General features: G+C 60.6%; 17 protein-coding genes. 13 read left to right on the top strand and 4 right to left on the bottom strand.

Annotated features, from left to right (window positions below; translation table 11 throughout):
• Positions 1 to 25 precede the first annotated feature (25 nt).
• Together PMI31_RS17120 and olsB are read right to left on the bottom strand one after the other, a co-directional pair.
• Positions 26 to 817 (bottom strand): lysophospholipid acyltransferase family protein, encoded by a 792-nt coding sequence (locus PMI31_RS17120; protein ID WP_008019441.1) that lies wholly within the window; start codon positions 815 to 817, stop codon positions 26 to 28.
• On the bottom strand, positions 817 to 1,572 hold the full coding sequence (gene olsB / locus PMI31_RS17115; protein ID WP_008019440.1) for an L-ornithine N(alpha)-acyltransferase: 756 nt from the start codon (positions 1,570 to 1,572) through the stop codon (positions 817 to 819). The genes PMI31_RS17120 and olsB overlap by 1 nt, the downstream gene beginning before the upstream one ends.
• 155 nt (positions 1,573 to 1,727) lie before the next feature.
• On the opposite strand from olsB, the gene PMI31_RS17110 reads away from it, so the two are divergent.
• The 5 genes from PMI31_RS17110 (at position 1,728) to PMI31_RS17090 (ending at position 6,067) form a co-directional block, all read left to right on the top strand.
• Complete coding sequence (locus PMI31_RS17110) at positions 1,728 to 2,615, top strand: acyl-CoA dehydrogenase family protein (RefSeq protein WP_008019438.1); 888 nt, start codon at positions 1,728 to 1,730, stop codon at positions 2,613 to 2,615.
• Positions 2,616 to 2,768: 153 nt separating this feature from the next.
• Positions 2,769 to 3,863 carry a serine hydrolase domain-containing protein gene (locus tag PMI31_RS17105; protein ID WP_008019437.1) on the top strand — a complete coding sequence of 365 codons (1,095 nt, stop codon included), beginning with the start codon at positions 2,769 to 2,771 and terminating at the stop codon, positions 3,861 to 3,863.
• Positions 3,860 to 4,183: a hypothetical protein gene (locus PMI31_RS17100; protein WP_008019435.1), complete on the top strand. Its 324-nt coding sequence runs from the start codon at positions 3,860 to 3,862 to the stop codon at positions 4,181 to 4,183. The genes PMI31_RS17105 and PMI31_RS17100 overlap by 4 nt, the downstream gene beginning before the upstream one ends.
• Before the next feature lie 134 nt (positions 4,184 to 4,317).
• Complete coding sequence (locus tag PMI31_RS17095) at positions 4,318 to 4,908, top strand: YceI family protein (protein WP_008019433.1); 591 nt, start codon at positions 4,318 to 4,320, stop codon at positions 4,906 to 4,908.
• Between the two features lies 1 nt (position 4,909).
• Positions 4,910 to 6,067 carry a phospholipase D-like domain-containing protein gene (locus PMI31_RS17090; protein WP_008019432.1) on the top strand — a complete coding sequence of 386 codons (1,158 nt, stop codon included), beginning with the start codon at positions 4,910 to 4,912 and terminating at the stop codon, positions 6,065 to 6,067.
• 70 nt (positions 6,068 to 6,137) lie between these two features.
• On the opposite strand, the gene bglX is transcribed toward PMI31_RS17090, so the two are convergent.
• Positions 6,138 to 8,429, bottom strand: coding sequence for a beta-glucosidase BglX (gene bglX / locus PMI31_RS17085; protein ID WP_008019430.1), 2,292 nt, complete (start codon positions 8,427 to 8,429; stop codon positions 6,138 to 6,140).
• A 262-nt stretch (positions 8,430 to 8,691) separates the two neighbouring features.
• On the opposite strand from bglX, the gene PMI31_RS17080 reads away from it, so the two are divergent.
• The 6 genes from PMI31_RS17080 to PMI31_RS17055 all read left to right on the top strand — a co-directional run bounded on the left by PMI31_RS17080 (position 8,692) and on the right by PMI31_RS17055 (position 11,789).
• Entirely contained in the window at positions 8,692 to 9,297 is a 606-nt protein-coding gene (locus PMI31_RS17080) for a LemA family protein (protein WP_008019429.1), read from the top strand.
• Positions 9,298 to 9,334: 37 nt separating this feature from the next.
• Entirely contained in the window at positions 9,335 to 10,087 is a 753-nt protein-coding gene (locus PMI31_RS17075; RefSeq protein ID WP_008019428.1) for a TPM domain-containing protein, read from the top strand.
• A gap of 28 nt (positions 10,088 to 10,115) precedes the next feature.
• Positions 10,116 to 10,733: a TPM domain-containing protein gene (locus tag PMI31_RS17070; protein ID WP_008019427.1), complete on the top strand. Its 618-nt coding sequence runs from the start codon at positions 10,116 to 10,118 to the stop codon at positions 10,731 to 10,733.
• Positions 10,734 to 10,865: 132 nt separating this feature from the next.
• Complete coding sequence (locus PMI31_RS17065; protein WP_008019426.1) at positions 10,866 to 11,168, top strand: helix-turn-helix transcriptional regulator; 303 nt, start codon at positions 10,866 to 10,868, stop codon at positions 11,166 to 11,168.
• Positions 11,155 to 11,511: a putative holin gene (locus tag PMI31_RS17060; RefSeq protein WP_008019425.1), complete on the top strand. Its 357-nt coding sequence runs from the start codon at positions 11,155 to 11,157 to the stop codon at positions 11,509 to 11,511. The genes PMI31_RS17065 and PMI31_RS17060 overlap by 14 nt, the downstream gene beginning before the upstream one ends.
• Positions 11,511 to 11,789 (top strand): phage holin family protein, encoded by a 279-nt coding sequence (locus PMI31_RS17055; RefSeq protein ID WP_008019424.1) that lies wholly within the window; start codon positions 11,511 to 11,513, stop codon positions 11,787 to 11,789. Before PMI31_RS17060 ends, PMI31_RS17055 begins: the two co-directional genes overlap by 1 nt.
• A gap of 23 nt (positions 11,790 to 11,812) precedes the next feature.
• Here the strand turns inward: PMI31_RS17055 and PMI31_RS30045 are convergent, their stop codons facing one another.
• Entirely contained in the window at positions 11,813 to 12,238 is a 426-nt protein-coding gene (locus PMI31_RS30045) for a helix-turn-helix domain-containing protein (RefSeq protein ID WP_081500318.1), read from the bottom strand.
• 300 nt (positions 12,239 to 12,538) lie between these two features.
• Between PMI31_RS30045 and PMI31_RS30040 the strand changes: the two genes are divergently transcribed.
• On the top strand, positions 12,539 to 12,817 hold the full coding sequence (locus PMI31_RS30040; protein WP_008019422.1) for an ogr/Delta-like zinc finger family protein: 279 nt from the start codon (positions 12,539 to 12,541) through the stop codon (positions 12,815 to 12,817).
• Between the two features lie 2 nt (positions 12,818 to 12,819).
• The gene (locus tag PMI31_RS17050) at positions 12,820 to 13,182 is read left to right on the top strand and encodes a hypothetical protein (protein WP_008019421.1); all 363 of its coding nucleotides are present in this window, start codon (positions 12,820 to 12,822) and stop codon (positions 13,180 to 13,182) included.
• Positions 13,183 to 13,193 lie beyond the last annotated feature (11 nt).

Raw genomic sequence — 13,193 nt, 5'->3', positions numbered from 1 at the left:
CTCGCTCCTACAGGGGGGCATGTGTTTACGCCGCGATGGCAGGGCGCATCGGTGCTCGCTGAGGTTCAACCACAGCCCCGAACAACGCCTTCTGCACCGCCTGCTGCGCCTCGAACGCCAGTGCCGCGCGTTCCCGGCCCTGGCACTCGATTGGCTTGAGCAGATGAATCTCCACGCCGCCACGGTCATTGGCGAACAGGCGCATCAGGTGCGAGAGCAGATCATCGTCGCCAATGAACGGCGCCAGCGCGCAAGGCTCGCCGTCACGCACATAACGAATCGCTACCGGCTGCATCGCCACTTCGGAATCGATGGCGGCGGACAGCAGGCGACCATGGAAGGTACGCAGCGAACGGCCATCGGTGGTGGTGCCTTCCGGGAACATCAGCAGCGGGTAGGCTTGTTCCAGGTGGCGGGTCATCTGCTTGCGGATCAACTGGCTGTCACCCGAGCCGCGGCGGATGAACAGGCTGCCGGCCTTGGCCGCCAACCAGCCGGCCACTGGCCAGGTGCGCACTTCGGCCTTGGACAGGAACGACAGCGGCGTGAGCATGCCCAGCAGCGGGATGTCGGTCCAGGACACGTGGTTGCTGACCCAGAGCATCGGTGCCTTCGGCAGCTCGCCGTGGACGGTCACGTCAAAGGGCAAGGCGTTGCTCAGGCGGGCCATGAAAAACCGCGACCAGCGTTGCCGGCGCGCCATCGAATGGGCCATGCCCAGGCGCTCGAATACCCCGAACACACTGGCCATGCCCAGGCCCAGCGTCACCACCATCAGCACTCGCGCGATTCGCGCGTATACGCGCAACCGGCTCATTACACAGCCGCCTTGAAGTGTTTGGCGTAGCGCGGGCAGAGTTCGTCGCGCTTGAGCAGGATGAACACGTCGGCGACCTGGAAGTCTTCGTCCCAGCATGGCTCGCCGCAGATCTTCGCGCCCAGGCGCATGTAGGCCTTGAGCAGCGGTGGCATTTCGGCAATCACGTTCGACGGGATGTCCAGGCTTGGCAGCGGGTTCTTCGGCTCGGCGCGCAGGTGTTCGGTGCACAGGTAGCGTTCGCGCAGACGCTGCATGATCGCGTGTGCCTGCACGCCGCCATCCTGCATCGGAATGCTCGCGCAACCCATCAGGTAGCTGTAGCCGCCCTGGTTCAGGACTTCGGCCAGTTCGCCCCAGAGCACGGCAATGGTGCCGCCGTTGCGGTAGGCCGGGTCGACGCAGGTGCGACCGATTTCCAGGATAGGGCCCTGCAGGTGCACCAGGCCGTGGAGGCTGAATTCTTCTTCGCTGTAAAACCTGCCCAGGCTGCTGGCAGCGGTGTGGTCGAGCAAGCGGGTGGTCGCCACCAGACGCCCGGTGTTCAAGTCACGCACACCGATGTGGGCGCAGTGAACGTCGTAGTCATCCATGTCCAGACCCAGTTCAGCGCCCTTGAGCCTGGCGTTGAATTCGCCGCTGAACACGTTGAAGCGCAAGGCCTGGGCTTCCTGCAGCGCCACGGCGCCCACCAGGCGTTCGGCTTGCAGGCGGCGTTCGTTGCCGGTGTCGCTGATGCGGGCGATCTGAGTCATGGCGAATCTCCGTGCGGGCTGCTCACCCGTCTTTGGGCTACAGCGAATCGACTTTCTTTGTCTAGCCGTGTTGTGCAAAGTCAGGCTATGTAGCCCCGGTGTCATCGCCATTAAGCTTTGGTGATGCTTATATGACAGCCCTCAAGGAGCCCCCTATGCCCTGGCAAACCCTGTTGAACCGCCGTGATCGCTTGCCCGCCAACCCGGATCTGGCCGAAGGTTTCGCGACTTTGCTGCAGCAGTTGGGAGCGGTCACGCCGTTTGAATTGGCCGTGCTCGGCGGGCGGCTGATGGCGACGCCGGGGCTGGCATTTCTGGTGGGCTATCAAGCGGCCTTGCGCATGCTCTGGCCGAGCGCGCCACTGAGCCTGGGCGCGTTGTGCGCCACCGAACAGCGCAGCCTGCGCCCGGCCGACATGCAAACCCGGGTGAGCGGTTTGCGCCTGAGCGGACGCAAGGATTTCGTCACCGCCGGGGATGCCGCCGACTGGCTGCTGGTGGCGGCGCGCAGCGAGGCACCCGGCGCCGATCCGCGTTTGAGCCTGGCGGTGATCTATCGCGATGAACCGGGTGTGCGCGTTGAAAAACTGGTGCCGATCCCGTTGATGCCGGACATCAGCCATGGCCGGTTGTATCTGGATAACGCGCAGTGCGAGTTGCTCGCGGGGGATGGCTGGGATGCCTACGTCAAACCGTTCCGCACACTGGAAGACATCTATGTACTGAGCGCCATGACGGCTTGGTTGTATGGCATCGGCCAGGACTGTGCCTGGCCGCAATCCTTGCAATTGCGCCTGTTGGGGTTGTTGGCCGGGTGCGCGGAAACCAGCCGCCAGCCACCGACCAGCCTGGCCGGGCATGTGGTGCTGGGCGGGTTGTTTGCACAGTTCGAAGGGCTCAAGGCTGAAGTGAACGAGGCACTGGCTGCAGGGCCTCAAGAGTGGGCGGCGATGTGGCAGCGCGACCGAGCGGTGATGGAGTTGGCGGCGGGGGCGCGGGGCAAGCGGTTGGCCAAGGCGTTGGCGGAATCTGCGTTGCCCTGACTGGCCTCTTCGCTGGCAAGCCAGCTCCTACAGGGGTGATGATGACCTGTAGGAGCTGGCTTGCCAGCGAAGGCGCCTTCAAAGGCAACACAAACTCCAAAACTGTCATCAACCTCGATTAGGCTCAGCCAGTTCAATCTCCGAGCCCCCGCCATGCCCAAAGGCTTGTCCCTGATTTTCATGCTGTTGCTCAGTTTCACGGCCCGGGCCGAATATTGGCCCGCCGAGCAATGGCCGACCGCCCCGACACCGACCGGCCCGGCGCTTCAAGCCCTGGAGGTCTACGCCTTCCCATCTCGCGATGACAGCACACGCCAGGGCATTCGCACCGATGCCTTGCTGGTGATCCGCGACGGCCAGTTGCTCTACGAGCGCTACGCCGGTCCGACGACGGCCGAGACGCCGCACCTGACCTGGTCGATCAGCAAGAGTCTGATGGCCACGGTCCTCGGCGTGGCCTACGGCGAAGGCTTGTTCAAGCTCGACGACCCGGTGGCGAAGTTTTATCCGCCCCTGCAAAAGCATCCCGACATGACCATGGCCGACCTGCTGCACTGGGCCTCGGGCCTGGATTGGCAGGAGGACTATGAATACGCACCGCTGAAGTCTTCGGTGGTGGCCATGCTCTACACCCGCGGTTACCACGACATGGCCGCGTTCACCGCAGCCCATGCTGCGTACGCGGCGCCGGGCCAGGCATTTCGCTACTCCAGCGGAGACAGCAACCTGTTGTCCGCTGCGCTGAAAACCATCGTCGGCCCCAGCCGCTATCCCGACTATCCGTGGGCTGCATTGTTCGAACCGCTGGGCATTCGCCACGCCGTCTGGGAAACCGATGCCACGGGCACTTTCGTCGCTTCGTCCTATGCCTACCTCACTGCACGGGATCTGGCCCGGGTCGGTCTGTTGATGGACCGCGAGGGTCGCTGGGGAGACAAACAACTGCTGCCCAAGGACTGGGTCACGTTCAACCGCGAACCGTTCGCTCACTATCACGCCCATCAGGACGATGCCGTTCCTGGCGGGCAATGGTGGCTCAATCGAGCTGTTGAGGGCATGGCACGACCCTGGCCCGATGCCCCGGCCGACACCTTCGCCGCGCTGGGTCATTGGGGGCAGGCGATGTATGTGATCCCCAGTGAACACCTGGTGATCGTCCGCTACGGCGATGACCGCGACGGCAGTTACCGGCACAACGAATTGCTCAAGCTCGCGCTCAACGCCTTTGCCGGGAAGGTGCAGCCATGACCGGTTTCATTCGCCGTCGACCGGTGAGTTCCCTGTTGCTGATCCTGCTGATCGCCTTGCTCGGCTGGAGCTGGCACGAACGGCTGGCACTGTGGGCGTTCCCCGACATCATCAGCGCGTACACGGCCAAGGAATACTGTTCGTGCCGCTACGTGATGAACAACGACGTCGAGTACTGCCACCGTTATGTGAAACAGTGGCTGCCCGCCAGCAGCTTTACCGATGACCCGACCGGCAAGCGCGTAGCGGTCAGCGGCATGGGCCGCAGCAACAGCGCCGTGTGGATCGGCGAGCGCCAGGGCTGTCGCTTGCAGCCTTGAATACGAATGGAATCCAGGGTGAGGGCAAGGCTTTTTGTGGCGAGGGGGAATGAGTTCAAAGGGCAATAGAAAGTTTGCAACTTGTGACAACCCAGTTAAGGTTCAGCACAGGTTTATCTGCCCCACGAGTCTCTATGTTGATGCGCTCCACCCTCCAACCCCTCGCCTTCCTGCTGCTGGCTGGCGCCGCTTTGTCGGCCCGTGCCGATTGGTACCTCGATGGCGAGTCTTCGCGCCTGTCGTTTGTCAGTACCAAAAATGCCAATGTCTCGGAAGTGCAGCGTTTTCTGGTGCTGCACGGCAAGGTCGATCCCGAGGGGCTGGCGCAGGTGGAAGTCGAACTGGAGTCGATCAATAGCGGCGTTCCGTTGCGCGATGAGCGCATGCGCAAGGCACTGTTCCAGATCGACCGGTTTCCCGACGCCTTGATCACCACGAAAATCGATCTGCGCCCGATCAACGACCTCGCTCCCGGCGCACAGCTGGAGTTGCGCCTGCCGCTGAAGGTCGACCTGCACGGCAAACAGCGTGAGTACCAGGCCCAACTGCTGGCGACCCGTCTGGATGACCGGCGCTTTCAGGTGGTGACCCTCGAGCCGCTGGTGATCAACGCCGAAGATTTCGATTTGGCTCCCGGCCTGGAAGCATTGCGCAAGATGGCCGATCTGTCGGCGATCAGTCTGTCGGTACCGGTGGGTGCGGTACTGATTTTCACGGCGCGCTGACATGGCCGGTCCGGTTTTTCCCTGGCGTGAAGGCAACCATTTCGAACTGCTGGTCGACGGTCCGCAGTTTTTTCCGCGCATGCTGGTGGCGATTGCCCGGGCTGAAGAGCAGGTCGAGCTGGAGCTGTATCTGGTGGAGGCGGGCGCCTGTGCCGAAGCCATGGTCCAGGCCTTGGTGCAGGCCGCCGAGCGCGGTGTGCGGGTGCGCTGCCTGTTCGATGATTACGGCAGCCTCGCCTTCACCCTGGCCTTGCGTCAGCGCCTGATGTCTACCGGTGTGGAGCTGCGTTTTTATAATCGCCTGAGTTGGCGACGTTGGGTCGGCAACTTTTACCGCGATCACCGCAAGCTGCTGCTGGTGGACCAGAGCCTGGCCGTGGTCGGCGGCACAGGTGTCACGGATGAGTTCTGGACGCCGGGCGAAGACGTCAGCGAATGGCACGAAGTGATGGTGGAAATCACCGGCCCGCTGGTGCTCGACTGGCAGCTGCTGTTCGATCGACAGTGGATTGCCAACCGCCATCGACGTGCCTGGCGACCGGCCTCGCATTTCGGCTTGCCGCGATTACCCCGTGTGCCGTCCCAGGGCGAGGGTATGGGGCGGGTGGCGTATGCCGACGCCCGTCAACACCGGGACATTCTACAATCGCTGGTGCGCGCCCTGAACAGCGGCCATCGACGGATCTGGCTGGCCACGCCGTACTTTTTGCCGACCTGGAAAGTCCGCCGTTCCCTGCGCCGGGCGGCTGCCCGGGGCGTCGATGTGCGCTTGCTGCTGACCGGCCCCCGTACCGATCACCCATCCGTGCGTTACGCAGGCCATCGCTACTACCCGCGGCTGCTCAGGGTCGGGGTGAAGATCTACGAATACCAGCCGTGTTTCCTGCACCTGAAAATGGTCCTGATCGATGATTGGGTGAGCATCGGCTCGTGCAACTTCGATCACTGGAATCTGCGCTTCAACCTGGAAGCCAACCTGGAAGCACTGGACCCTGGATTGACCCGAGCGGTAGCCGCGAGTTTCGAGAACGACTTCGCCCTGAGCCAGCAAGTCAGCCTGGAAGAATGGAAGCGACGGCCACTGTGGCGGCGGGTCAAGCAGCGGGTGTGGGGATGGGTGGATCGGGTGGTGGTGAATCTGCTGAATCGGCGGGGATAGTCGCTACACCCAGAAACATTGTGGGAGCTGGCAAGCCAGCTCCCACAATGTTTCTGGGTGTCTGGAATAGTTACAGCAACTCAAAACTCTGCTGCGTCACGTCCGCTGAATCCAGGCCGATCTGCACGTTGAACTTGCCCGGCTCTGCCGCGTACTTGAGCTGGGTGTTGTAGAACTTCAGGTCGTCCTCGGTGATGGTGAAGTGCACGACCTTCTGTTCGCCGGCCTTGAGCATCACTTTCTGGAAGTTCTTCAGTTCCTTGATCGGGCGGATCATCGAGCCGGCCACGTCCTGGATGTACAACTGCACCACGGTTTCGCCGTCACGCTTGCCGGTGTTTTTCACCGTGACGCTGGCGTCGAGCTTGCCGGTCTTGTTCAGCGTGGTCGACGACAGCGCCATGTCGCTCAGGCTGAAGTCGGTGTAGCTCAGGCCGTAACCGAACGGGTACAGGGGACCTGTGGTGTCATCGAAATACTGCGAGGTGTAGTTGCCCGGTTTACCCGGGGTGAACGGCCGGCCAATGGTCAGGTGGTTATAGTAGGTCGGAATCTGGCCTACCGAACGCGGGATGGTGATCGGCAGTTTGCCCGACGGGTTGTAGTCGCCGAACAGCACATCGGCGATGGCGTTGCCGCCCTCGGTGCCGGTGAACCAGGTTTCCAGGATCGCGTCGGCCTGTTCTTTCTCTTCGAGGATCGTCAGTGGACGGCCGTTCATCAACACCAGCACCAGCGGTTTGCCGGTGGCTTTCAGGGCACGGATCAGCTCGCGCTGGTTTTCCGGGATGTTGAGGTCGGTGCGGCTCGACGATTCGTGGGACATGCCACGGGATTCGCCGACTGCTGCCACCACGACGTCAGCCTCCTTGGCTGCTTTTACTGCTTCATCGATCAGCACGTTCGCCGGGCGCGGATCATCCACCACTTCCGGCGCATCGAAGTTGAGGAAGTTCAGGTAACCGAGGATTTTCGGGTCGCTGGTGATGTTGGCGCCACGGGCGTAGATCAGTGTCGACTTGTCGCCCAGGGCGTTGGTCATGCCGTCGAACAGGGTCACCGATTGCGCCGGCCTGCCGGCGGCGGCCCAACTGCCCATCATGTCGATGGGGGCCTTGGCCAGCGGGCCGACCAGGGCGATTTTCGCGGTCTTGTTCAGTGGCAGGGTTTCGTTCCGGTTCTTCAGCAACACCATGCTGCGGCGCGCCACATCACGGGCCTCGGCACGGTGCAGGCGGCTGTCGGCGTAGGTGTCGGCCGGATCATCCTCGGCCTTGCCAATACGCAGGTACGGGTCCTTGAACAGGCCCATGTCGTACTTGGCTTCCAGTACCGCGCGCACGGCGTTGTCGATGTCGCTCTGCTGGATCTCGCCGGACTTCAGCAACCCAGGCAGTTCTTTGCCGTACAGGGTGTCGTTCATGCTCATGTGGATGCCGGCCTTGATCGCCAGCTTCGCCGCTTCGCGACCATCGGCGGCAACGCCGTGCTTGATCAGCTCGAATATCGCCCCGTGGTCGCTGACCGCCAGGCCCTTGAAGCCCCATTCCTTGCGCAGCAGGTCGTTCATCAGCCAGGTGTTGGCCGTGGCCGGTACGCCGTTGATCGAGTTCAGCGCGACCATGACCCCGCCAGCGCCGGCATCGATGGCGGCGCGGTACGGCGGCAGGTAATCCTGGTACATCTTGACCGGGCTCATGTCGACCACGTTGTAGTCGCGGCCACCCTCGACGGCGCCGTACAGGGCGAAGTGCTTGACGCTGGCCATGATGCTGTCGGCCGCGTTCGCGCCAGTCCCCTGGAACGCCTTGACCATCACGCCGGCAATGCGCGACACCAGGTAGGTATCTTCGCCGAAGCCTTCGGAAGTACGGCCCCAACGCGGGTCGCGGGAGATGTCGACCATCGGCGCGAAGGTAATGTCGAGGCTGTCAGCCGCGGCTTCCTTGGCGGCGATGCGCCCGGACAGGCCGATGGCGTCCATGTCCCAGCTCGAGGCCAGGGCCAGCGGGATCGGGAAAATGGTGCGGTGGCCGTGGATCACGTCGTAGGCGAAGAACATCGGGATCTTCAGGCGGCTGCGCATGGCCGCGTCCTGCATCGGCCGGTTTTCCGGGCGGGTGATCGAGTTGAACGTACCGCCGATGTTGCCTGCCGCGATTTCCTTGCGGATCATTTCGCGCGGCATTTCCGGGCCGATACTGATCAGGCGCAACTGGCCGATTTTTTCATCGAGGGTCATTTGCTTCATCAGGTTGCTGACGAAGGCTTCCTTGTTCTCCAGGGGTGCGGGGGTCGTGGCGGCCAATACGTTATGACTGGCCAGGCTGACGAACAGGCCCAGCAAACACAGCTTCTTCATGAATAGTTTTCTCAAGGGCCCAAACGGCGATGTACACGCCGGCCAGCCAAAATTTAGGGAGCGTCTATTGTTGTTCGGGTGCCGGCTCAACAAACCAGAGCCAAAAACGACAGCCAGCGGGCGGATGCGTTTTTGCGCAGGGCCTCTTTTTAGCCCATCGGCCCGTTGCAATCCAGAGGCGCGGGCGATTATGCCCCAAGACCCGGCTCAGAAGGATTCACGGTCGGTTTTTTCATGAAATGTACAAGGGAGCGTCATTCTGATGAATGTAAGTCCAACCTACCGTTCGCGTTTGCAGGTCGTCACGCTGCTGGTGCTGGCCACGTTGCTGACAGCCTGCGGCATCAACAACATCCCGACGCTCGATGAACAGGCCAAGGCCGCCTGGGGCCAGGTGCAGAACCAGTATCAGCGGCGCGCCGACCTGATTCCCAACCTGGTGGAAACCGTCAAGGGCTACGCCAGGCATGAAGAAGAGACATTGACTGCGGTCATTGAGGCCCGGGCCAAAGCCACGTCGATCCAGGTGGATGCCTCGACCCTCGACAACCCGGAAAAACTCAAGCAGTACCAGCAGGCCCAGGATCAACTGAGTGGCGCCTTGAGCCGTTTGATGGTGGTTTCCGAGCGTTATCCGGACCTGAAGGCCAACCAGAACTTCCTCGCCTTGCAATCGCAGCTCGAAGGCACCGAGAACCGGATCAGCGTGGCCCGGCGGGATTTCATCCTCGCGGTGCAGAAATACAACACCGAGATCCGCACGTTCCCCGGACGCCTGTGGCACAGCGTGATGTACAGCAATCTGCCGGTTCGCGAGACCTTCGAAGCCACACCAGGGGCGGAAAAGGCCCCCGAGGTCAAATTCTGAACAGCGGTAATCGGCGTCACCACGCAAGAGGTTGCCCATGCGCGTCCTGAAAACAGGCCTGTTGCTGTTGTTGTGGGTGGTGACGATCACGGCCCGGGCCGAGCTGAGCTTCCCGGCGCTGACCGGACGGGTGGTCGACAACGCGCAGATGATCGAGCCATCGGTGCGCGAGCAACTCACCCGGCAACTTCAGGCCCATGAGCAAGCCACCGGCGAACAGCTTGTGGTAGTGACTTTGCCGGATTTGCAAGGCACCGACATCGCCGACTTCGGTTATCAACTGGGGCGTCACTGGGGCATCGGGCAGAAGGACAAGAACAACGGCGCCTTGCTGATCGTCGCCCGCAACGAGCGCAAACTGCGCATTGAAGTCGGCTACGGCCTGGAGGACCGACTGACGGACGCCCAGAGTTCGGTGATCATCAACCGGGTCGTCACCCCGGCGTTCAAGACCGGCAACTTCAGTAAAGGTATCAGTGACGGCGTGGCGGCGATGCTGGTGGTGCTGGGCGGCAACCCCTTGGACGAACCGTCGACCGCGTATGAATCCAGGGGCGATCCGGGGGACGATTTCGTCTCGCGGCATCCCGGGTTGTTGGTGTTTTTGGTGATGTTGTTCATCCTGACTGTTTTTGTGTGCCAGATGCTCGGTATCCTTCCCGCCGGCCGGGGCGGCTCCGGTGGATCCGGGGGCGGCTTTGGCGGTGGTGGATTTGGCGGCGGTGGAGGAGGAGGCTTCAGCGGCGGCGGGGGCAGTTTCGGCGGGGGCGGTTCGTCCGGCGGCTGGTGATAATAAAAACGAGCAGGCAATTCACGACATGGCATTACTGACTGAACACGAACAGCGCAAAGTTGCCGAGGCCATTGCCCGGGTCGAGCGCGATACCGATGCAGAACTGGTGACCGTGCTCGCGGCCCGCGCCGACGACTATGCGTACATCCCGTTGCTATGGGCCAGCCTGCTGGCGCTGCTGGTGCCGGGCATCGTGCATTACCTTACCGGTTGGCTGACCATGCACAGCCTGCTGATGGTGCAATGGGCCCTCTTCATCGTCCTGTGCCTGGTGTTCCGTCTGCCGAAAGTCACCACCCATCTGATCCCGCGCTCGGTGCGCCACTGGCGCGCCTCGAACCTGGCGCGCCGACAGTTTCTGGAGCAGAACCTGCACCACACCGAAGGCCGCACCGGCGTGCTGATTTTCGTTTCCGAGGCCGAGCGTTATGTGGAGATCCTGGTGGATGAGGGCATATCCAGTCGCCTGGACAACAAGAACTGGGACGCCATCGTCGCCACGTTCACCCAGCAGGTGAAGCAGGGGCAGACGCTGCAAGGGTTTGTCAGTTGTATCGAAGCCTGCGGCGAGCTGCTCAAGGTGCATGTGCCCGTGACCCATGTGCGCAATGAGTTGCCGAACCGGTTGGTGGTGCTCGGCTAACCCTTGATATAGAGCGGTTTGTCGCGCGCAAGGGTACAAAGGCCACGTGTTGTCCGAGTCCGTTCTTCTCTTCAACATCTCTCTCTAACAGCTAGCGCTCTGTGACGGGCGTTCTGACGTAGAGGGAATTTCATGCCTGAGCATCAAACGTGTGACTCTTTTTCCGATGCAGTACCCGATGGCGAGGAAGATCAGCCACCGGCGCAACTGACCGCGAAGGAGACGCAAACCTTAATGTGGTTGTTCAAAGGTAAAACGTCCTGGGAAATCGCCCGGATTCAGAATTGCTCGGAATCCACGGTCAATTTCCACTTCTCCAATATCCGCCGCAAGTTCGCCGTTAACTCCCGCAGTGCCGCGTTGCTCAAAGCCATCGAGTTGGGTGCCATCAGCATCGGCAAGACGGTTGCGCGAGGTGTTCATGAATCTGAGTGATTCGGCCTACAACAGTTTCAGCGGGCTTTTGTTGGGGCTGGGTATCGCAACGTTGCCGGCGATTGATGGCGAGGCACTGTTTGGTGCAGCGCTGGGGGCGTGGCTGGTTACTACCACTCGCGGCAACTTCAAGGCGTGGCAGCGAATGGGCTCCTGGTTGTTGTCGGCAGGTGTTGGCTATCTTTTTACGCCTGTCGCGCTGCAGCTGGCCCCTTTCCTGACTACAGGCGTGACGGCGTTTTTCTGTGCGCTGATCGTGATTCCGATCAGTATCAAAATCATGCAGTGGATCGATGGTGCCGGTCTCGGCGAAATCATGCGTCACTTCAGGGGGCGAGGGTAATGGGCAATGAAATGGTTGCGCTGATTCTTGTAACTGGCGTTGCTCATCTACTGAGTGCCCTCAGGCTGGCGTGTTATCAGCGCGACGAAGAACGTCACTGTTGGCGCGATGGACTATTGACCAGTCTGCTCGGTGGGGCGTCATGCATTGCCGGCATGGATGTACTACTGGCATTTGTACCGGTGAGCCCGTGGCACACCGTCATGAGCGTTTTGTCATGTGCAGTCATTATTCGTAGTGGCGGAAACATCATGGTGTTGTGGCACGCGTTGAAATAATGAGCTTGAGACTGTCTGTGGTTTCACGTTTCGTTTGGATGTTGAAGTGATGAAAGGACAGAGGCCATTTCCGAAAGTTTGAGCTCCAGATCACGCAGGCGTCGCTTTTCTTCCAATGTGTTTTGTATGGCGCAACGGTCATCTTCATCGAGCAATCGCCACAACGCGAGAATGGTGTTTTCCCGAGTCGTGCTTTCCTGTGAGCTTTCGAACGGCCCGGTCGGTGCTGGTCGCCGGATAGGGCCTTCACCCAGTAGCAACCAGTCAAGAGAGATGCCGCGAGTCTGGGCGATTTCTATGCATATTGAGTATGGCGTGCTGTCGCGGCCCTTCCAGCTGCTGAGGGTTTGCGGGCTGATCTTTAGTGCTGAAGATAAGGATGCATCGGTTTTTGTTCCGGTAATCTGTTTTAGACGCGCCAGAACATCTTGTGATTTTTTGCTACGCAATTTGAGCCTCTTCCTTTTGACATATGCTTTTCGAGTGCCTAACGTATGCGTAATGAGTACTTTTTTTCTTGTGAGTAATCAATCATCAACTATGAATCAGAAGAATACGATGTCGAAACTTCCTAATGGTATCAGGGTGATTTCCTACGAGCATGGATCACACCCAATACGCATCCACCCATTGCACTTCCTTTTGACGGGCAAATGTTTTTCGCTAGACCGAACAGCAGAGACCAATGTTTCAAGCAGTATTGCGTTTGATTCAGTCGATTACCACCAGATGACCGCCAGGAATCAAGCATGAGTACTTATAAAATGGTATGTCCGCACTGCTTGAACCGCATGCGTATCCGAACCAGCGAGGGGCGGCATATTTTCCTGCGGGTGGCCTACCTGCAATGCACATCGGAAGCCTGTGGCTGGTCGGTGCGGGCCGAATTTGAAATGACCCATGAACTGTCGCCCAGTGGAATGCCCAACCCCTCTGTACGTCTGCCGTGCGCCGGACCGGACTTGCGTCGCGCCGCCCGGCCTGTTGTACAGAGTGTACTGTCGGCTGACACCCCACAGCAGTCGTGAGCATGGATACAGTCGAAGAAAACACGGAGTTGAAAGAGGAGCTATTGGCCATCGCTCAGGCGTTTCTGGTTCGGCATGAAAGCGATGGATTTATCGATGACCAAGTGCTGTTCTGTCGTGCAGTGAAGCACCTGGAAGGCATTGATGTGCCCATGCATCTGGCGGAAAAGCTGGTTAGCCATGCTTATGGAATACTAAAATCCAGTAATGACCGCCGACGTCTGGACCTCGCCGCAAGCTCCGAAACCGTCGCCGTGGTGACTGACCCGGCCAATGGTCTGACCTGGGCGGTACCGGTGGGATTGATCGTCAAATTCATCATCAACTCGCCGAGCAGTCGCAAGCTTCGGTTGGTGGAACCCTGAGAATCAAGGGG

It is taken from the genome of Pseudomonas sp. GM55 (genome assembly GCF_000282395.1).
Classification (GTDB): domain Bacteria; phylum Pseudomonadota; class Gammaproteobacteria; order Pseudomonadales; family Pseudomonadaceae; genus Aquipseudomonas; species Aquipseudomonas fluorescens_CC.
This window is presented reverse-complemented; position numbering and strand designations above follow the sequence as displayed.